The organism is Mycolicibacterium tusciae, from assembly GCF_002086795.1.
Taxonomy (GTDB): Bacteria; Actinomycetota; Actinomycetes; order Mycobacteriales; family Mycobacteriaceae; genus Mycobacterium; species Mycobacterium tusciae.
On the sequence record NZ_MVIM01000002.1, the window covers coordinates 190896 to 210240 of the forward strand.

Consider the following 19345-nt stretch of genomic DNA (forward strand, 5'->3'; position numbering starts at 1 on the left):
CGTCACGTCCCTGAATGGCGGATTCGGGCGACCCACGCTTCGACGAATCCGCGACCAGCGACCTGGAGTCGGCGGGCCGTGCCGACGGTGGCGCGTTGATCGAATACCGCGAAGTCGAGTTCTTCGATGCGGTCGAGGATTTCAGAGTACAAAGTGAGCGCAGCCGAAATGCATGGTCTCGACCGAGGGTGAAGCAGGGCAATGCCCTGCTCGGCGAATCGGTAGATGCGCCTGGTCTCCGCGTGCTGTTCCTCCAGAGCGCGCCGCACTCGCGGGTCGGTACGGCGATGGTCGTGACACCAGTTCAGAACGTCGCGGTCCACCTGGTGGACGGCCAGTTCGTCGGCGGGTAGATAGATCCGCCCGCGCTGCAGGTCTTCATCGACATCGCGCAGGAAGTTGGTGAGCTGGAACGCTTTTCCAAGTGCTGCGGCGTACGGTGCAGCCTCGGTGGATTCGCACACGGTACCCAGGACGGGCAGCATTTGGAGACCGATCACTTCGGCGGAGCCATACATGTATCGGTCGAGTGCGGCGCGATCGGGGTAGTCGGTGGTCGACAGGTCCATTCGCATCGAGGACAAGAAGTCGTCGAAGTGTTCCCACGGAATGTCATATCTGCGCGCGGTGTCGACCACCGCCGCCAACGACAGGTCACCATCATCGGTGGCGCCGGCCGTCATACGGTTGAACAACCGTGTCGCCAACCGCTGCAATTCATTCGCACGCTCCGAGCTGGAGACCGACGCGTCGAAGTCGTCCAGGATGTCGTCGGCGCGCCGAGCGAATCCGTAGAGCGCGTGCACGGCGGGACGCTGCTGCGGCGTGAGCAACCTCGTGGCAAGGAAGAACGTTCGCCCGTGCTGCGAGTTCAAGGTGCGGCAGCGTCGGTAGGCGTCCCGCAATACGGGGTCGTGGACACCGGCGGCATGGAGTTCTGAGCTGATCATGGTTGCACCACCCGTAGTTGGCGTCGCTTGGTCACGGCGCCGGTGATTCTGTCGGCGGCCAGGCGGCCCGACATCAACGCTGTGGGCACACCTACCCCCGGCACTGTCGAGGATCCGGCGAGGACGGCGTTGTCGATACCGCGCACGGTGTTCGCCGGCCGGAACGGACCGGTCTGCCCGAAGGTGTGGGCCAGCGCGAACGGCGTGCCCGCAAGCATGCCCTGGCGCGCCCAGGCCGCAGGGTCGACGACGTGCAGTAGTTCGGCGTCGCGGCCGAGCGACGGCATCCGGTTCTGGACGGCCCGCAAGATGCTGTCGGTGTATGCCGGACCCGTTGCGGCCCAATCAACATTGCCCACAGCGGTATTCGGCGCAGGAGCCAGGATGTACAGCACATCGCGACCGGCGGGCGCCAGCCCGGCGTCACCCGCCGAGGGCCGAGTGACGAGCAACGAGGGGTCGGTCATCACCTGTCCGTCGTCGATGATGTCCCGGAATGTCTGCTGCCAGGCCTGGCCGAACAGAATGGTGTGGTGCCCGACATCGGGATCGACCGCCTGGCAACCGACGTGCGCGACGACGGCAGACGGTGCGGGCCGAAGCCGAAGCAGCCTGCGGGGTTCACGGCCGAGGAGGCGATAGGTCTCCGGTAGCTCCGTGGTCAGCACGACCGCGTCCGCCGGGACACGCTCACCGGTGCTGGTGCGCACGGCCGTCACCTCTGATCCGCTGCGCTCCAGTGCGGAAACTGCGGCGCTGTAGCGGAATTGGACACCTGCACCCGCGGCGGCCGCGGCCAGCGCATCAGGCAGCGCGCGCATGCCGCCGCGCGGGAAGAAGACGCCGGAGATGGTGTCCATGTAGGCGATGACGGCGTATACGGCCAATGCCCGCTGCGGCGGAACGCCGGCGTACAGCGCTTGAAAGGTGAACACCCGCTGCAGCCGTTCGTCGCTGATGAACTTGCGTACCATGCGATCCCACCGACGAAAGCCGCCGATGGCCGTCAACCGCGCCAGCGCAGGGGTGAGCAGAGACAGCGGTGAGTCGAAGTTCGCCGCGATGAAACCGTCGAATTCGACGTCATAGAGCCGGGTCAGCCAGTCACGTAGCTGCAAGTAGCCGTCGGCTTGTCCACGGCCCGCGAACCGCTCGATCTCGGCGGCCATCGCCTCTCGGTCGCTGTGCACGTTCAATGAGCTGCCGTCGGCGAACGACGCGTGGTAGGCGGGATCGACCCGCATGAGCTCGAGGCGATCGGACAGCGATTCTCCGACGGCTGCGAATGCGTCGTCGATGAGGTCAGGCATCGTCAGCACGGTTGGACCCGTATCGAGGCGGTATCCGTCGATGTCGAGGCGCCCCACCCGTCCCCCGGGATGCGGCGCCCGTTCGATCACGGTGACCTCCCGGCCACGCCCTGCGAGATGCAGAGCCGCCGATAACCCCGCAAGGCCCGCACCGACCACGACCACCCGTTGGGCGTTGCCTCCAATGGTCTTCACGATCACGCCGTCCGTGCAGTGCACGCCGTGGCCATGTCCGCCAAGGCCACTCGGACCTCTGGTCGCACGTCGGCACCGTCGACGAGCGTCAGGGCATGCGTGAGCCGCGAGTCGATCAGTTTCTCGATCCAATCGACGGCCCCCGTGGCGACGATGAGTTCACGCCAGCGGTTGATGTCGTCGATGTCGAGGGCGTCCGCGCGCATCAGGCCGCGCAGTTGCCTGCGCAACACCCTGTCCGCCAGGTGGTAGGCGGCCGCTACGACGGTTGTCGCCTTGCCCTCCAAAAGGTCGCTGCCGCTGGGCTTTCCCGTGATCGAAGGCGATCCGAAGATGCCGAGTAAGTCGTCACGCATCTGGAAGGCCTCACCAATGGCGTCACCGTAGCCGCCGAGCATCGCCATCACCGGTTCGTCACAGCCCGCCATGGCCGCGCCCATTTCAAGTGGTCGCCGCACGGTGTAGTTGCCGGACTTGCGGCGCGACACGGACAGCACGCGGTCCAGGGTTGGGAACCTGCTCGAGTCGTTGATCAGGTCGGCGAATTGCCCTATCGCGAGCTCGGTGCGCATCGCGTCGTAGCGAGGCCAGACCCGCTCGAGGGCCGCGGTCGGAACGCGACTCTCCCGCATCATCTGGGCCGCCCAGACCAGACACAGATCCCCAAGCAGCACCGCGGCGGATTCTCCGAAACGATCCGGCGATCCGCGCAGCGGCCGCCGCCGATGCCACTGCGCGAAGGCGACGTGGCCGGCGACTCGGCCACGGCGCATGGTGGAGCTATCCATGACATCGTCCTGTAAGAGGGCGAACGCGTGCAGCAGCTCGAGGCCGGCGGCTGCTCGTAGCGCCGCAGGATCGTGGTCGGCGCCGCACAACCAACCCACGTACATGAACGTCGACCGCACGCACTTGCCACCGTCGAGGAAGTCGCGCAACACGTCGGCCGCGATGTCGATCCCGGCAGCCTGAAGCTCGGGTGCGCATCGGGTGTCGACGAACTCGGCGACGATTCCCCGCACAGCACGGCGCAACGCACCGCGCCAGCGCTCGCCGCCCAGGTCGGCAGCCGGCTGCAACCCGTTGGCCGCCTGTGCCACCACTTCGTCAAGCATGCGTGAGCCGATCGCTGACACGCGCCACTCCTTCCGCGCCGTGTGCGTTTCAACTTACCCAGGGCCGGCGAGCCCAACCTACGAACATCGATACCCGTTTTCCCGCCGAATTGCATCGTTACTGCATCGATTAGTCACGCAAACGTCATCACTGTCCACCGGTCGACGGACACAGCAATCAGCCCCAAGGTTGTCGCGCGCCGCTCGCCAACGGAGCACGATCAGTGCATGACGACCGCAGCCCGGACCCGCAGCACGGAAAATCCCTATCTGAACGGCAACTACGCGCCGGTCAAGGAGGAAATCACCGCACTCGACCTAGAGGTCACCGGAAGCATCCCGGAGTATCTCGACGGTCGCTATCTCCGCATCGGACCCAACCCTCTCGGCGATCCGGATCCCGCCCGCTACCACTGGTTCCTCGGCGACGGCATGGCGCACGGACTACGTCTGCGCGACGGCGAGGCGCAGTGGTATCGCAACCGGTGGGTGCGCTCTGCGGCCGTGGCGCGCCGGCTGGGCGAGACCTGGCGCGGAGGTCCGACCGCAGGCGGCTTCGACTTCGCGGCGAATACCAACATCCTCGAACAAGGCGGCAGGACCCTGGCCATCGTCGAGGCCGGTGGACGTCCGTACGAGCTGACCGACGAGCTGGAGACCGTCGGCCCCTCCGACTTCTGCGGCACGCTGTTCGGCGGATACTCCGCCCACCCCAAGCGGGACCCGGTGACCGGTGAGCTACACGCCGTCTCATACAGCCCGGTGCGCGGCAACATCGTGAGGTACACCGTGACAGGTGTCGACGGGAAGGTGCGTCGCACGGTCGACATCCGCTTGAAGGCGCAGACGATGATGCACGACTTCTCGCTCACCGAAAAATATGTCGTGCTCTATGACCTGCCGGTCGCGCTGGACCTGAGCGGCCGAGCACAGACTGCGACGGCGAAGGCTGCCACGGGTCTGCTGGCCCACGTCGTGGAGCGCCACGCGCTGCCGGACTTCATGCTGCGAAGGGCCATGCGCAAATCCGACCAGGGTGGCGGGGCGCCATCGGGCGGCATGCCCTATCGCTGGGCCCCCGAACGGCAGGCCCGCGTCGGGGTGATGCCTCGTGAAGGCACCGCTTCTGACATCCGTTGGTTCGAAGTGCAGCCGTGCTACGTCTTCCACCCGCTGAACGCCTACGACGTGTCCTCTCCCGAAGGCGACAGCATCGTGCTCGACATCGTGCGGCACTCGTCGGTCTTCACGACCGGCACCAGCTTGGTACCCGGCACGCAGACTCTGGACCGGTGGACCGTCGATCTGGCCGCAGGCAGAGTCCGGGAAGAACGCCTCGATGACACCGTTCAGGAGTTCCCGAGGGTCGACGAGCGGCGCGTCGGTCGCCCGCACAGGTTCGGGTACGCGGTCGGATATGCCGGAGGCTCCGCCGGGATCACTGAAGCGGACTCGATCCTGAAGCACGATCTGCAAACCAAACGCACCCAGTCGGTGTCTTTCGGAGCAGGTCGTGAACCCGGCGAGTTCGTCTTCGTCCCATCCAGCGCAGGCGCTGCCGAGGACGACGGGGTCGTCATGGGGTTCGTGTACGACCCGACCACCGACCGCAGTGAGCTTGTGATCGTCGACGCGCAGACGCTGGAAACGGTCGCAACGGTGCACCTTCCGGCCCGCGTACCGCACGGATTTCACGGCAACTGGGCACCGACCCAGGGATAGGGCCCACAGCGAAGCTAGGGGAAAATCGCGGCATGAGCGTGGACGCCCCGCGGGGCGCCGAATGGCATTGGCTGTGGATGGTCTATGTCGTCGGCGTCTGCGCGGCGGCCATGTTCGCGGTGGTCGTGCTCGATCATCGCTTTCCGGGTGACATACCCGTCGCCGTCGCCGCGATCGCAGGCATGGTGCTCTGTGTGGTGACATTTGGTCGCAAGATCTTTGTTCTTCCTGAAAATAGCTGGGCTGCAGTCTTATTTGTTGGAGTTGTGGTCGCTCTGTGGACCCTCGCGCTGTGGGCCTCTCCGGTCGCGGTGGCGGCGGTACCGACGATCTACCCGATTGTGTTCGCGACACTGACGCTGCGCGCCGCGTTGGTGATCACCACGGCCATCAACCTGATCCCGCTGACCCTGGTCATAGTCAGGGAAGGGATTGCTTCGCCGAATCTCGGTATCGCTATTGCGTTTACCCTCATCGGGGTGGTCATCGCGCCGGTGATCGGCACTGTGATCATCACCTCGATGCGGCAACGTAGACAGCTGGCCGCCCTGGTATCCGAGCTGGCGGCCACTCGCGCCGAGAGCGCCCGGTTGTCGCGTGCGGCGGGCACTGCGGCGGAACGGGAACGACTGGCCCGCGAGATCCACGACACGCTGGCTCAGGGCTTCACCAGCATCGTCATGCTCGCCCAGGCCGTCGAACCCGAGCTGGAAACCGATACCGCCGCGGCAAAGCGGCACGTCGAATTGATCGGCGCCACTGCACGGGAGAACCTCGCCGAAGCGCGGGCGATGGTGGCCGAACTGACGCCGAGTCCGCTGGAGGAAACGCTGCCCGCCGCCATCGCGCGACAGTGCGATCGGCTCGCCGCCGAGACCGACGCCGCGGTCACGGCCCGCATCGCCGACGATCTGCCCACCCAGAGCATGGCCGCCGATGTGGTGCTGCTGCGTGCCACGCAGGAGGCGTTCGCGAACATTCGCAAACACGCGCAGGCCAGCGCGGTCACCGTCGATCTGGCACCATCGGCTTCAGGGGTCCGGCTTACCGTGACAGACAACGGCATTGGTATGGACAGCGGGCACCCCGAGGGCTTCGGGCTGCGCGGAATGCGAGCCCGGGTGGCGCAGGTGGGAGGTGCGATGACCGTGTCCACCGGTTCCGGCGGCGGGACGACGCTGACAGTCGAGGTGCCGACATGACGGCCGCCGTCACGAAGGTGCTGCTCGTCGACGACCATCCGGTGGTCCGGGAGGGTTTGCGCGGCATGATCGACGCCGAGGCCGACCTCGCCGTCGTGGGCGAGGCGGGGTCGGGCGCGGAGGCGGTTGTCATGGCCGAATCCCTGCGACCTGACGTCATTCTCATGGATTTGCGGATGCCGGACGTCGACGGCGTCACGGCCACCGAGCGAATCCTCGCGGCGCTGCCGGGGACACGCATCGTCGTCGTCACCACTTACGAGTCCGACACCGACATCCTGCGCGCGGTCGAAGCGGGTGCGGCGGGCTATCTGCTGAAGGATGCGACGCGGTCCGAACTCGCCGAGGCCGTTCGCGACGCAGCGCGAGGTAAGACGGTTTTGGCGCCGACGGTTGCCGATCGGCTTGTCCGCTTTGTGCGCCAACCTGTTTCGGCGGCGTTGTCGATCCGCGAGGTCGAGGTTCTCGGGCTGGTGGCGACTGGTAAGACCAACGCCGAGATCGGGCGTGCACTGCACATCAGCGAAGCCACGGTGAAGACCCATCTGCTGCGGACGTTCAACAAGCTCGGCGTTTCCGACCGCACGGCGGCGGTGACGACCGCGATGTCGATGGGTCTGCTGGACTGATCCCTAGCCCGTAAGTCGTTGTACCGCAGCGGCTATGCGCTCATCGGAAGCGGTCAACGCGACCCGGACATGCTGCGCTCCCCCGGGCCCGTAGAATTCCCCGGGCGCCACCAGGATGCCTCGCTGGGCCAGCCAGGCGACGGTGTCGCGGCACCGCTCGCCGCGCGTGGCCCAGATGTACAGTCCCGCTTCCGAATTGTCGACCGTCAGGCCGGCCCCCTGCAGCGCGGGCATGAGTACGGTCCTGCGCCGCTCGTAACGCGCGCGCTGCTTCCGTTCGTGTTCGTCGTCGTCGAGTGCGGCACCCATCGCGGCCTGCACCGGCGTCGGCATCATCATGCCCGCGTGCTTACGCACGGCCAGCAGCTCGGCCACCACCGACGGGTCGCCGGCGACGAAACCGGCCCGGTACCCCGCCAGCGACGACGTCTTCGACAGCGAATGGATCGCCAACAGCCCGGTGTGGTCACCGTCGCAGACGTCGGGATGCAGTAGCGAGAGCGGCTGGTCCTCCCAGCCCAGTCCTAGGTAGCACTCGTCGGAGGCGACGAGGACGCCGCGCTCCCGGGCCCAGCCGACGACCTTACGGAGGTGGTCGACGCCCAGCACCTTGCCCGTGGGGTTGCTCGGCGAGTTCAGGTACACCAGTGCGGGCGACTGCGGACCCAGCTGCGTCAGTGAATCCGCGCGCACGAACGGCGTTCCGGCCAGCCGCGCACCGACCTCATAGGTCGGATACGCCAACTCCGGCACCACGACCAGATCGTCAGGTGACAGGCCGAGCAACGTCGGCAGCCACGCGATGAGCTCCTTGGTGCCGATCACCGGCAGCACGGCATGCTCGGCGAGCCCGGTGATGCCGTATCGGCGGTGCAGCGCCGCCACCGCCGACGCCCGCAACGCGGGCGTGCCTGCGGTCGTCGGGTAGCCAGGGGCCGAACTGGCCGCGGCCAGTGCATCACGGATCACCGGGGCGACGTCATCGACGGGTGTGCCGACCGAGAGGTCGACGATGCCGTCAGGGTGTGACCGGGCCAGCGCGGTGGCGTCGGCCAGGGTGTCCCAGGGGAACACCGGCAGAGACGCCGATACGCGCTGCAAGCGAGCCGTTATCAGTCTTTTTCCTGTGGCGGCAGATCCTTGACCGCCTGGGGGTCGTTGTCGGTCTGCCCCACCTTGGACGCACCACCCGGGGATCCGAGCTCAGCGAAGAAGTCGGCGTTGATCTGCGTGTAGCTGGACCACTGGTCCGGCACATCGTCCTCGTAATAGATGGCCTCCACCGGGCAGACAGGTTCGCAGGCACCGCAGTCCACGCACTCGTCCGGGTGGATGTACAGCATGCGTGCGCCCTCATAGATGCAGTCGACAGGGCACTCCTCGATACATGCCTTGTCTTTCAAGTCAACGCAGGGTTCGGCAATCGTGTACGTCACAGGTTGCTCCTCGATCTCCTGTCCAATGGGGCTGCCATCCTGGGTCAAGGCCCATGAGTTCTGAGCAAGTATGCGGAATCCATACCTGGACGGTCGTCTCAGTGTGCCCTAACTTCACGCGCCGCCCGGTTATGGGTTGCGCGTGGTTACTGATACTAGACGTCGCAGATACAGCTAGACCAGTCACCACACCCCATCATGTCAACCCGCTGATCGGGTGCTCAGCATTGCCTCGGATGCGGGTGCCGTTGGGTGCCTGAGCGCAATGCAACAAGTTGCATATCAATAGACCGCCGACCTAGGCTGCCCAGGTGGCCCTGCCCCACGCAATCCTCGTCGCGCTATGCGAGCAATCCGGTTCCGGATACGAACTTGCGCGCCGGTTCGACCGGTCCATCGGGTACTTCTGGGCGGCGACCCACCAGCAGATCTACCGCACCCTGCGGACGATGGAGAACGACGGCTGGGTGCTCGTCACTCCCGTCTCCCAACAAAGCAGACCGGACAAGAAGGTGTACACGGTGTCCGAGGCGGGCCGCGGCGAACTCGCCCGGTGGATCGCCGAACCGTTGTCCGGACGCGGCAGCACGGTGGCCGACAACCGAACCCGCGATCTGGCCGTCAAGGTGCGCGGCGCCGAACACGGGGACATCGACGCGCTGCGCACCCAGGTCGCGTCGTTGCGTACCGAGCGTGCCGAGCTGCTCGACATCTATCGGGGTTTCGAGAAACAGCAGTTCCCCGACCCCAGCGCGTTGAGCGGCGCCGCCCTGCACCAGCACCTCGTGCTACGCGGCGGGATCCGGGCCGAGGAGAGCGCCATCGACTGGCTCGACGAAGTGGCCGCGGCCCTCGAGAGGTCCTCGGGGGCGGACCGGTGACGTATCCGATCCTGTTGTCGCCGTTGGATCTCGGCTTCACCACCCTGCGCAATCGCGTCGTCATGGGGTCGATGCACACCGGCCTCGAGGATCGCGCACGCGACACCGACCGGCTGGCCGCGTATTTCGCCGAACGCGCCCGTGGCGGCGTCGGGCTGATCATCACCGGTGGCTACGCGCCGAACCGCACCGGCTGGCTGCTGCCGTTCGCCGCGCAGCTGCTCACGTCGTCGGACGCCCGCAGGCACCGCAGGATCACCTCAGCAGTACACGACGAGGGCGGCAAGATCCTGCTCCAGATCCTGCATGCGGGACGCTATGCCTACCACCCGTTTTCGGTCAGCGCGTCGTCGATCAAGGCGTCGATCAACCCATTCAGACCGCGCGCCCTGCGCGACGTCGAGGGCACGATCGACGACTTCGTGAGATGTGCGCTGCTGGCCCGCGACGCCGGGTACGACGGTGTGGAGATCATGGGCAGCGAGGGTTATCTGCTCAACCAGTTCCTGGCGCCGCGCACCAACAAGCGCAAGGACAAATGGGGCGGAACACCGGAAAACCGCCGAGGCTTCCCCGTCGAGATCGTCCGCCGGACCCGCGCGGCCGTCGGCGAAGACTTCATCATCTGCTACCGGATGTCGATGGCCGACTATGTCGAGGACGGTCAGAGCTGGGACGAAATCGTCGCGCTGGCAACTGAAGTCGAGGCAGCGGGCGCGACGATCATCAACACCGGCATCGGCTGGCACGAGGCGCGGGTGCCGACGATCGTCACCTCAGTCCCCAACAGCGCGTTCGTCGACATCAGCAACGCGGTTGCCGAGCACGTCGGCATTCCGGTGGTGGCGTCGAACCGAATCAACATGCCCCAGGCGGCCGAGCAGATTCTCACCGAGGGACATGTCCAGTTGATCTCGATGGCGCGTCCGCTGCTGTCGGATCCGGACTGGGTGCGCAAGGCGCAGGCCGATGCCGCCGACGAGATCAACACCTGCATCGCGTGCAACCAGGCCTGCCTGGACCACGCGTTCGTGCACAAGACGGTCTCGTGCCTGCTGAACCCCCGGGCCGGTCACGAGACGACGCTGGTGCTGAGCCCGACGCGACGCGCCAAGCGCGTCGCGGTTGTCGGCGCCGGGCCCGCGGGACTGGCCACCGCCGTCAGCGCGGCGCAGCGCGGCCACCGGGTGACGCTGTTCGAGGCGGGAAACGCCGTCGGTGGCCAATTCGACTTGGCGAGAAGGATTCCCGGCAAGGAAGAGTTCAGCGAGACGCTGCGCTACTACACCCGCATGCTCGACAAGCACGGCGTCGACGTCCGGCTACGGACACGGGCGAGCGCTGACGAACTGGCCGGCTTCGACGAGGTGGTGCTGGCGACCGGGGTTTCGCCGCGGATGCCCGACATCCCCGGCATCGACCACCCCATGGTGCTGTCTTACGCCGAGGCCATCACCGGCAGGCCGGTCGGCAAGAGCGTGGCCGTCGTCGGCGCCGGCGGAATCGGGTTCGATGTCAGCGAGTTTCTCGTCACCGCGCCGGCGGGGCCCGCAGACGAATACAGGTCGCCGTCGATCATTCTCAAAGAGTGGAAGGCCGAATGGGGTGCGGCCGATCCGCAAGAGACCCGCGGTGCGCTGACGACACCGATCCCCGCGCCTGCCGCCCGCGAGGTGTACCTGCTGCAGCGAACGAAAGGCCCGCAGGGCAAGGGACTGGGCAAGACGTCGGGCTGGGTGCACAGGGCCGCGCTCAAGGCCAAGGGCGTACAGCAGCTGTCCGGTGTGAACTACGAACGCATCGACGACGACGGCCTGCACATCAGCTTCGGCTCCGATCGGACGAACCCGAGAGTGCTCGACGTCGACAACGTGGTGATCTGCGCCGGCCAGGAGCCGGTGCGCGATCTCGAGGACGCGCTGCGCTCCAGGGGCATCCGTCCGCACGTCATCGGCGGTGCGGCCGAGGCCGCCGAACTCGACGCCAAGCGGGCCATCAAACAGGGGACCGAGCTGGCGGCCCGGCTCTGACGCCGACCATCGCTGCGCCGTTAAGAATTCTCCAAGCGCACTCGCTCAGTCTTTCGTCAATCACCACGACCGCCTCGTCGTCGCGACTGACTCAGAAGGACCAGGACATGACCTACCCCAACTACGCCGCCAACACGCTCGGCCCGACGCGCGGAGCGCAGTTCCATTCCGCGCCCACTCAGGGCTATCCCATGCGGCCGGCTCCGCAGTTCCAGCCGCCGGCTCCGCAGTTTCAGCCGCCGGCTCCGCAGTTTCAGCGGCCGGCTCCGCAGTTCCAGCGGCCGGCTCCACAGTTCCAGCCGCCGACTCCCCCGGTTCAACCGCCGGCTCCCCCGGCCCAGCCGCCCGCGAAACGCAAGCGCGGCCGTGGCCCGCTCGCGATCGTCCTCATCCTCGTGATCGTTCTCGCGACCGCCGCCGCGGGAGTGCTCGGCGCCGAATTCTACGCACGCACCGTCGCGGTCGACAAAATCAAATCGGCCGCCGCATGCTTCATCGAGGGGTCCGAGGACTCCGTCGATGTGACGTTCGAGACCTCGCCGCCGGTTCTCATGCAGTACTTCGACGACAAGTACTCCGGGTTCACGATCGCCACCGACGGACCCATCCGCGGCGTTGACGGGGTCACCGCGGACATCGCGGTCGATGATCTCGACCTCAACGGCGGCGCGAACGACCGAGGCACCATCGGCGCGATCAACGCGACCATCGACTGGACGTCGGAAGGAATTCGGGAATCTGCCAACACCGCCCTCAAAGAGGCCATCGACGAGTACCTCGAGGGCAGCTTCCTGAGCTTCCTGTCGGACTGGATCTCGACTGACGAAGTGGTGACGAACGTCGAAACCGATCCTTCGACGGGGATCGTCACCTTGGAGGGGATGTTCGACAGCAGGATCGCTGTCAAGCCGCAGACGACCGCCGACGGCGGAATCAAACTGGAGATCCAGCCCGACGGCTTCACACTCGGCGGAGATCTTGACCTCCCTCAGGAAGACCTGCAGGAGAAGCTGGATGAGATGACGAGCGAGCTCACCGACAACAAGTACAACCTCCGCGTGGATTCGCTCGCAGTCACCAATAACGGTGTGGTTGCCGAGTTCTCGGCAAAGAACATCGACATCCCGGCCAGCGACGGGGGGAGCAGCTGCTTGGACATGTAGACAAACGCAGCTAGCGCGTCTGCAGGATGTCGTCCTGCAGGCGCGCTAGTTCGTTGTGCGGCGGGCGTTATGCCTGACGAACTGCCTCGATCTCCAGCGTGACGGTGATCTTGTCACCGACGACGGTGCCACCGGTTTCCAGCGGCATGTCGATGTCGATGCCGAAGTCCTTGCGGTTCAACACCACCGATGCCTCGAAGCCGGCGACCTCGCCGTGGCCCATGCCGGGGTTGACGCCATTGAACTCCAGTTCCAGGGTGACCGGCTTGGTCACACCCTTGAGGGTGAAGTCGCCATCGACGAGGTAGTCGTCTCCGTTGGACCGGACGCCGGTCGAGGTGAAGGTGGCGGTCGGATACTGCTCGGCGTCGAAGAAGTCGGCGGACCGCACGTGCGCGTCGCGCTGTTCGTTGCGGGTGTTGATGGAGTCGACGGCGATCTCGCCGGTCACCGACGGCGTGCCGTCCTCGGCGACGACGATCGCGCCGCTGAAGGTGTCGAAGGTGCCCCGGACCTTGCTCACCATCAGGTGACGTACGGAGAATCCGATGGTCGAGTGCACAGGGTCGATGGCCCAGGTACCCGTGGCGAGCTGGGCGGTTCCGGTGGCGCCGGTGGCAGTGGTCATTCGTGAATCTCTTCCTCTACGGAGCGCCGGCCTCCCCGGCGCCTTCCCAGGGAATAAACGGACCTCAGTCCGTTTCTATTCCGGGGCGGCACTGAGGGGCGAATACGGCAGGTCAGCCTCGATCGCCCCAGACGGCCTGCGCGCCGGAGTCACCGATCCGAACGACGGTGATGATCGACGACACGCCCACCAGTAGGGCCACGACGGCCAACATCGCCGCCGCGGCCTTCCGCGGTTTGTCCGACCGGCCTTCCATCCAATGCAGCGCCGCCAGCGCCCCCGCCACGATCAGCATGGCGACCGAGAAGTAGATCATCCACTCTCCCCGCTCAGCATGCTCCTGCAGAATCGGCCGCGGCGGGCCCCCGTGCTCCAGAAGCCACTCACCCGCTGATGTGGTCAACGGTGTGAGCACTGTCGTCACCACGGCGAACGCCACGACCAGCCACACCAATCGGCGACGTGCCGCGGGCCAGAGCGCACACAGGATCACGAGCAAGGCGGTCAAGGGGGCGAGTACCACGATGCCGTGAACCAACAGGGCGTGCGCGGGGATTCCGGAGATCGTGTCCATGGCCGCTCCAACGGTTGAGGATTGCGACCCTCAAGGTATACGCGTTGCAGTCGCAGGAGCGTTCTTTTTGCCTTCAGTTTACGTAAAGTCAGGCGCCGCAGTGCGTTTCAGGCACTTCTTGTTAGGTAAGGCTAGGCAGCCAATGGCGCGTACGTCGTGGAGCGTTGCCGCGCCGGCCTGCCGATACCCTCGGCGATGGCGACGAGTTCTTCGACGCTCTTGGCCGAGCCGAACTCCGACCCGGCCATCCGCGAGATGGTCTCCTCCATCAGCGTGCCGCCCAGATCGTTCGCACCGCCGTTGAGCATCACCTGCGTGCGCTCGGTCCCTAGCTTCACCCAGCTGGTCTGGATGTTGTCGATTCGGCCGTGCAGCATGATTCGCGCCAGCGCATGCACGGCGCGGTTGTCGCGGTGCGTCGGACCGGGCCGTGCGCCACCCGCGAGGTACAACGGTGAGCTCTGATGCACAAACGGCAGCGGTACGAATTCGGTGAATCCCCCGGTGCGGTCCTGGATCTCACGCAACACGCGAAGGTGGCCGACCCAATGTCGGGGCGAATCGACGTGGCCGTACATCATCGTCGAACTCGACCGCAACCCGACTTCGTGTGCGGTGCTGACGACCTCGATCCACATCGACGTAGGCAGCTTGCCCTTGGTCAACACCCAGCGGACCTCGTCGTCGAGAATCTCGGCCGCGGTGCCCGGGATCGAACCCAGTCCTGCCTCACGAAGCTCGGTGAGCCAGTCCCGAATGCTGGTGCCGCTCTTTGTGACTCCGTTGGCGATCTCCATCGGCGAGAACGCATGCACATGCATCGACGGCACGCGCGCCTTGACCGCACGCACCAGATCGGCGTAGCCCGTGACGGGCAACTCCGGATCGATGCCGCCCTGCATGCACACCTCGGTCGCACCCGCGACGTACGCCTCCCATGCGCGGTCGGCGACCTCGTCGACCGAAAGCGAGAACGCGTCCGCGTCACCCTTGCGCTGGGCGAACGCGCAGAACCGGCAGCCGGTGTAGCAGATGTTGGTGAAGTTGATGTTGCGGTTCACCACGAAGGTCACATCGTCGCCGACGACATCGCGTCGGAGTGAGTCCGCCAGTGCGGCAACAGCATCCAGCGCAGGGCCGTCTGCCGTGGCGAGCGCCAGGTATTCGTCGTCGGAGAGTGCGGCCGGATCGCGCTCGGCGGAGCGCAGCGCCGAAAGCACGTCGGTGTCGATGCGTTCAGGAGCCTGCGCGGCCAGTTCGTGCACCTTCTCGCGGATCGACTCCCAGTCGCCGAACGCACTTCCCAGATCGCTGCGAGTCTCGGTGAGGCGGCCGGAGTGGTCGATGGCCGAGTGAAGGTCGGTGCGGCCCAAGGACTCCCATGCCTCATCGGGCTCCTGCCAGGGCCGCCCGGTGGGGATGACGTCCAAGGCCAGACCGGTATCGGGATCGGCCAGTGCGTCGACGTGCCCACGTACCCGCGGGTCGATCCACGCGGCACCGGCCTGCACGTATTGCGGCTGTGCGGTCAAACGCTGCACCAGGTCGTAACCGGCCTCGGCCGTGACCGCGGACAGCTCGTCGAGTGCGGGCCACGGCCGCTCGGGGTTGACGTGGTCGGGGGTCAACGGCGACACCCCGCCCCAGTCGTCGACTCCGGCACCGATCAGCGCCAGGCATTCCTGGCGCGACACCAGGTTCGGCGGCGCCTGAATTCGCACCTTGGGTCCCATCACCAGGCGCGTCACCGCCACCGCCGCCACGAAGTCCTCGAAGCCGGCATCCGGCGTGGCCGCCATCGCGGTGTGGTCCTTGGCCCGAAAGTTCTGCACGATCACTTCCTGAACGTGTCCGAACTCCTTGTGCGATCGCCGGATCGCATGGATCGTGTCAGCCCGCTCGGCAAGTGTCTCCCCGATCCCGACCAGCAGCCCCGTCGTGAACGGAATCGACAGACGGCCCGCGTCGGCCAGCGTGCGCAGCCTGACCTCCGGGTCCTTGTCCGGGCTGCCGTAGTGGGCCAGTCCCTTGGTCTCGAACAACCGCTGCGATGTGGTCTCCAGCATCATGCCCATCGACGGCGCCACCGGCTTGAGCCGGCTCAACTCCGACCAGCTCATCACGCCGGGGTTCAGGTGCGGCAGCAGCCCGGTTTCCTCCAGCACCCGGATGGCCATCGCGCGGACGTAGTCCAGCGTCGAGTCATAGCCGCGCTCGTCGAGCCACTGCCGCGCCTCGTCCCAACGCGCCTCAGGCCGGTCACCGAGCGTGAACAGCGCTTCCTTGCAACCCAATTCGGCACCGCGACGGGCGACCTCGAGGATCTCGTCGGGCTCCATGTACATGCCGAGGCCCTGTGCCCGCAGCTTGCCGGGAACCGTGACGAACGTGCAGTAGTGGCAGGTGTCGCGGCACAGATGAGTGACGGGGATGAACACCTTGCGCGAGTAACTCACCGGCAGCCGTCCGGTCGGGCCGCGCCGGCCGGCGGCCTCCAGGCCCGCATCACGCACACGGGCCGCACTGGCGCACAGATCCGCCAGGTCATCGCCGCGCGCCGTCATCGCTATCGCGGCTTCCTCGACATTGAGTGCCACACCGTCGCGGGCTCGTCGCAGTACGCGCCGCAGGCCTGCGGGGCTGGGTGTGCCTGACTTCGGTGGAATCACCGGGCTGGGCAGATCGGCGCCATGATCGGGGTTCAGAGCCACTCCCGTGTAACCCCGCGTCCGTCGAAGATCATCCGCGCGTCTCACATTCTGAAACATGGGCGCCTGACATATCGGTCACATTAGTCCGCCTATTGACGCAGTCGGCGCGCCGCCGCCCTGCAGTCGAGGTCAGCAAAGCAAAAGGTGCGGTCTATTTACGCGTGAGCAAACATTGGCGTACGTTATCCGGGTCGGGCTTTCCGGAAGGACAACATGAAACGCTCTGCACGCTCGGCACTGGCGGCCGGGGTGAGCATGCTGGCAGTCAGCGCAGCAGTGATGGCTCCGGTGCATCCCACACCCGCGTCGGCACCGGCGGCCGCACCGCCCGCGGCGGTTCGGCTGGCTGCGGCCGTCCAGCCGCTACAACCGGGGCAGCAACCGCCCCACATCCCCGCGCTGCTCAGGTCTTCGAGGTTGCTGCCGTCGGTGGTGCCGACCGCACTGCCCGGCGTGCCGTCAGTGCTGGCCGTCCCCATCGCGCCGAACCTCGCCAACAGCATCGACAGTCTGTACCTCGCCGTCGAGCCTTGGGTGCAGTACGGGTTCGAGGTCGCCACGTATGCGCTGGCGTGGGTCCCCTACGTCGGCTTCCTTTCGGGTCTGATCATGGACGGCTACTTCTTCGGCGAGAGCATCGTCGCGAGCGCCGTCTTCAATTTCACCGACTTTCTTCGCGGCGACGGCAATCTTGTCGAGAACCTCGTGGACTTCGGCATCGACGTCGGTTTGGCATTCGTCTGGCTGGGACTCGACGCGTTGAATACATTCATACCGTTGCCGCCGTTCTGTTGCTATCCGCCGCGGCCGCCGGTGCAGGGCCCGTTCCTCGCCCTCGACACGCTCACCACGCTGATGCGGCCCGCGCAGGAAAAGACGATGGAGCTCACGTCGATCGACGAGTCGGCGCAGGGCACCGAAACCGGGCTGGACGAGACCGCCGGCGAACAAATCGAGGGTGTCGTAAACGCGGTCACTCCAGAGGAAGGCCCCCCGGCCAAGACTGTCCGCGAACTCGTCGGCGAACTTGTCGATCGATTCACGGGCGAACGCGTCAAGGGCGGTGTCAAGGGCGGTGAGGAGCAGCTTGAGGAGGGCGGCGTCCCCGGGCAGACCAACCCGGCTCTGACCGCTGGCGAGCTCACCGACGAGCACGGAACGGTCCGCGCGCAGGGTCAGGTCCGCTCGTCGGTCGTCGCCACCCCCTCGACCGACAAGACCGAGACGGGCCCACGTGGCGGCAAGCTGAACGAAAAGCTCGCGAAGCTGGCGCAGTCACTGTCACCGAAGAAGCCGTCACCAAACGCTGACGGTCAGGGCGACCCCGGCGCGGGCGACCAGGCCGCCGGGGATACCAGCGGCCCGCAGTAGCACTCAGGCGTTGACGTAGCGCCACAGCACCGCTGCGGGGGGCAGCGTGCCGAGTGCGATCAGCAGCAGGGTCCCGTAGGCCATGACCCCGGCGCCGCCATAGACGATGTCGTCGCCGGGTCCGCCCAGCGATAGCAGCGCAACCGTGAGCAGCCAGGTGAACAGCGGCACCGCCGCCGTCCTCGGCGACGAGGTCCAATGCAGCGCAGCCCACACCAGTGCGGCATTCATCAGGCCACCGATCAGCGCGCTGATCGGAAACGGCCACGTGCCGATGTAGGACGGAAGAAAGAACGACGCGAGGATCGCGCAGAGGACGCCGTCGATGGCGAGCAGCGTCAGAACGGCGACGCGCCGATAGTCAGCGCTGGGAGCGGGCGATGTCAGGTCGGGATGCTGTCGATCACGCTGGCGATCGAACCGATGACCCACTGAAAGTTGTCGAGCCGGTCCTGCCAGTGCTGCAGGTTCGGATCCAGATCGGGGTCCATTGTCGTCCCTTCCACGCGCACCAGTTGTCGGGAGCTTACCCCGTTGAGCCCTCGCTATTCGAGGTTCAGACCCGCAAGCAGATCGGTTTCCCAGCCGCGATGGTCGCGGGCGCCCGCCTCGCCCGACACCAGGATGTAGTGCTCGACGGCGCCGACCGGCAGCGCGATGTTGTTCGACAGCGCCAGCGAGCGGTCGTTGGGCGCGACGGTGACCTGGGTGGCGTGCGCCCGCAGGGCCGCCACCTTGACAGGCAGCTGATCCGGGACGTCGATGATGGCGTCGATCGCCTCGTCAGGATGACCGAACGACACGTCGTCGATGGATACCCGGATCCACGCGTCGGGCACATCTTGGAGCGCGTTCAGACCCTCGGCGATCGCTGTCGTCGACAGCACGGTCCAATACACCTTCGGCACGGTCCACGGCTCACCCGGATATTCGGGGCCGGCCGACGCCGCGACCGCCGCCATCGTCACCTCGTGGGTGCGGATGTGGTCGGGATGCCCGTAGCCGCCGTTCGGGTCGTAGGTGACGACGACGTGCGGGCGCAGCTCACGAATGATCGCGACCAGCGCACCCACCGCCTCCGCGGGGTCGGCGTCGATGAACCGTCGATGATGTCGAGCCGGCGTACCTTCCATCCCCGAGTCTCGCCAGCGGCCCGCGCCGCCGAGAAAAACGGGCTCGTCGACACCGAGCGCCTGCAGCGCCGCCGTCAGCTCACCGATGCGGAACCCGCCGAGTTGGTCGGCCTTGTCGACGGCCAGGTGCGCCCACTGGTCGCCGATCACCTCGCCCTCCTCGCCCAAGGTGCACGTGACCACCCGCACCCGCGCTCCGCGGGCGACGTAATGCGCGATCGTCGCGCCCGTCGTCAACGTCTCGTCGTCGGGATGCGCGTGGACGAACAGCAGCCGCGGACTCTCCATTGGCACA

17 protein-coding genes are annotated in these 19345 nt (G+C 66.5%); 7 read left to right on the top strand and 10 right to left on the bottom strand.

Annotation, left to right across the window (positions count from 1 at the left end):
• Positions 1–2: 2 nt before the first annotated feature.
• The 3 genes from BST47_RS04005 to BST47_RS04015 are packed head-to-tail and all read right to left on the bottom strand — an operon-like array spanning position 3 to position 3570.
• Positions 3–950: a phytoene/squalene synthase family protein gene (locus BST47_RS04005; RefSeq protein WP_083123927.1), complete on the bottom strand. Its 948-nt coding sequence runs from the start codon at positions 948–950 to the stop codon at positions 3–5.
• Positions 947–2455 carry a phytoene desaturase family protein gene (gene crtI / locus BST47_RS04010; protein ID WP_083124261.1) on the bottom strand — a complete coding sequence of 503 codons (1509 nt, stop codon included), beginning with the start codon at positions 2453–2455 and terminating at the stop codon, positions 947–949. Before crtI ends, BST47_RS04005 begins: the two co-directional genes overlap by 4 nt.
• A gap of 2 nt (positions 2456–2457) precedes the next feature.
• Positions 2458–3570, bottom strand: coding sequence for a polyprenyl synthetase family protein (locus tag BST47_RS04015; protein WP_083124262.1), 1113 nt, complete (start codon positions 3568–3570; stop codon positions 2458–2460).
• A 228-nt stretch (positions 3571–3798) separates the two neighbouring features.
• Between BST47_RS04015 and BST47_RS04020 the strand changes: the two genes are divergently transcribed.
• From BST47_RS04020 to BST47_RS04030, 3 genes are read left to right on the top strand one after another with little or no spacing between them, the layout of a single operon-like run.
• A complete protein-coding gene (locus BST47_RS04020) occupies positions 3799–5292 on the top strand; it encodes a carotenoid oxygenase family protein (protein ID WP_083123928.1) in 1494 nt (497 codons plus the stop codon).
• Positions 5293–5324: 32 nt separating this feature from the next.
• On the top strand, positions 5325–6494 hold the full coding sequence (locus tag BST47_RS04025) for a sensor histidine kinase (RefSeq protein WP_083123929.1): 1170 nt from the start codon (positions 5325–5327) through the stop codon (positions 6492–6494).
• Entirely contained in the window at positions 6491–7123 is a 633-nt protein-coding gene (locus tag BST47_RS04030; protein WP_083123930.1) for a response regulator, read from the top strand. Before BST47_RS04025 ends, BST47_RS04030 begins: the two co-directional genes overlap by 4 nt.
• A 3-nt stretch (positions 7124–7126) precedes the next feature.
• On the opposite strand, the gene dapC is transcribed toward BST47_RS04030, so the two are convergent.
• Positions 7127–8224, bottom strand: coding sequence for a succinyldiaminopimelate transaminase (dapC, locus tag BST47_RS04035; protein WP_234809563.1), 1098 nt, complete (start codon positions 8222–8224; stop codon positions 7127–7129).
• Positions 8225–8235: 11 nt separating this feature from the next.
• Entirely contained in the window at positions 8236–8559 is a 324-nt protein-coding gene (fdxA, locus tag BST47_RS04040; RefSeq protein ID WP_083123932.1) for a ferredoxin, read from the bottom strand.
• A gap of 311 nt (positions 8560–8870) precedes the next feature.
• Here fdxA and BST47_RS04045 point away from each other — a divergent pair, with 311 nt between their 5' ends.
• The 3 genes from BST47_RS04045 (at position 8871) to BST47_RS04055 (ending at position 12633) form a co-directional block, all read left to right on the top strand.
• The gene (locus BST47_RS04045) at positions 8871–9440 is read left to right on the top strand and encodes a PadR family transcriptional regulator (protein ID WP_083123933.1); all 570 of its coding nucleotides are present in this window, start codon (positions 8871–8873) and stop codon (positions 9438–9440) included.
• On the top strand, positions 9437–11470 hold the full coding sequence (locus BST47_RS04050) for an NADPH-dependent 2,4-dienoyl-CoA reductase (protein WP_083123934.1): 2034 nt from the start codon (positions 9437–9439) through the stop codon (positions 11468–11470). The genes BST47_RS04045 and BST47_RS04050 overlap by 4 nt, the downstream gene beginning before the upstream one ends.
• Before the next feature lie 107 nt (positions 11471–11577).
• Positions 11578–12633: an LmeA family phospholipid-binding protein gene (locus tag BST47_RS04055; RefSeq protein ID WP_083123935.1), complete on the top strand. Its 1056-nt coding sequence runs from the start codon at positions 11578–11580 to the stop codon at positions 12631–12633.
• Positions 12634–12700: 67 nt separating this feature from the next.
• Here BST47_RS04055 and BST47_RS04060 read toward each other — a convergent pair whose 3' ends face one another.
• The 3 genes from BST47_RS04060 to BST47_RS04070 all read right to left on the bottom strand — a co-directional run bounded on the left by BST47_RS04060 (position 12701) and on the right by BST47_RS04070 (position 16546).
• The gene (locus BST47_RS04060; protein ID WP_083123936.1) at positions 12701–13261 is read right to left on the bottom strand and encodes a YceI family protein; all 561 of its coding nucleotides are present in this window, start codon (positions 13259–13261) and stop codon (positions 12701–12703) included.
• A 112-nt stretch (positions 13262–13373) separates the two neighbouring features.
• On the bottom strand, positions 13374–13835 hold the full coding sequence (locus tag BST47_RS04065; RefSeq protein WP_083123937.1) for a DUF2231 domain-containing protein: 462 nt from the start codon (positions 13833–13835) through the stop codon (positions 13374–13376).
• A gap of 131 nt (positions 13836–13966) precedes the next feature.
• Positions 13967–16546 (bottom strand): bifunctional FO biosynthesis protein CofGH, encoded by a 2580-nt coding sequence (locus BST47_RS04070; protein WP_083123938.1) that lies wholly within the window; start codon positions 16544–16546, stop codon positions 13967–13969.
• Between the two features lie 213 nt (positions 16547–16759).
• Here BST47_RS04070 and BST47_RS04080 point away from each other — a divergent pair, with 213 nt between their 5' ends.
• On the top strand, positions 16760–17917 hold the full coding sequence (locus BST47_RS04080) for a hypothetical protein (protein WP_133056201.1): 1158 nt from the start codon (positions 16760–16762) through the stop codon (positions 17915–17917).
• A gap of 3 nt (positions 17918–17920) precedes the next feature.
• On the opposite strand, the gene BST47_RS04085 is transcribed toward BST47_RS04080, so the two are convergent.
• Positions 17921–18349, bottom strand: a complete 429-nt coding sequence (locus BST47_RS04085; protein WP_083123941.1) for a hypothetical protein — start codon at positions 18347–18349, stop codon at positions 17921–17923.
• A gap of 113 nt (positions 18350–18462) precedes the next feature.
• A complete protein-coding gene (gene mshB, locus BST47_RS04090; RefSeq protein ID WP_083123942.1) occupies positions 18463–19338 on the bottom strand; it encodes an N-acetyl-1-D-myo-inositol-2-amino-2-deoxy-alpha-D-glucopyranoside deacetylase in 876 nt (291 codons plus the stop codon).
• Positions 19339–19345 lie beyond the last annotated feature (7 nt).

Bases quoted from the DNA above. Each gene is read 5' to 3' on its own strand.
- BST47_RS04020 (WP_083123928.1), top strand. From the start codon at position 3,799: ATGACGACCGCAGCCCGGACCCGCAGCACGGAAAATCCCTATCTGAAC.
- BST47_RS04055 (WP_083123935.1), top strand. From the start codon at position 11,578: ATGACCTACCCCAACTACGCCGCCAACACGCTCGGCCCGACGCGCGGA.
- BST47_RS04065 (WP_083123937.1), bottom strand. From the start codon at position 13,835: ATGGACACGATCTCCGGAATCCCCGCGCACGCCCTGTTGGTTCACGGC.
- BST47_RS04005 (WP_083123927.1), bottom strand. From the start codon at position 950: ATGATCAGCTCAGAACTCCATGCCGCCGGTGTCCACGACCCCGTATTG.
- BST47_RS04015 (WP_083124262.1), bottom strand. From the start codon at position 3,570: ATGCTTGACGAAGTGGTGGCACAGGCGGCCAACGGGTTGCAGCCGGCT.
- BST47_RS04025 (WP_083123929.1), top strand. From the start codon at position 5,325: ATGAGCGTGGACGCCCCGCGGGGCGCCGAATGGCATTGGCTGTGGATG.
- mshB (WP_083123942.1), bottom strand. From the start codon at position 19,338: ATGGAGAGTCCGCGGCTGCTGTTCGTCCACGCGCATCCCGACGACGAG.
- BST47_RS04080 (WP_133056201.1), top strand. From the start codon at position 16,760: ATGAAACGCTCTGCACGCTCGGCACTGGCGGCCGGGGTGAGCATGCTG.
- BST47_RS04060 (WP_083123936.1), bottom strand. From the start codon at position 13,261: ATGACCACTGCCACCGGCGCCACCGGAACCGCCCAGCTCGCCACGGGT.
- BST47_RS04030 (WP_083123930.1), top strand. From the start codon at position 6,491: ATGACGGCCGCCGTCACGAAGGTGCTGCTCGTCGACGACCATCCGGTG.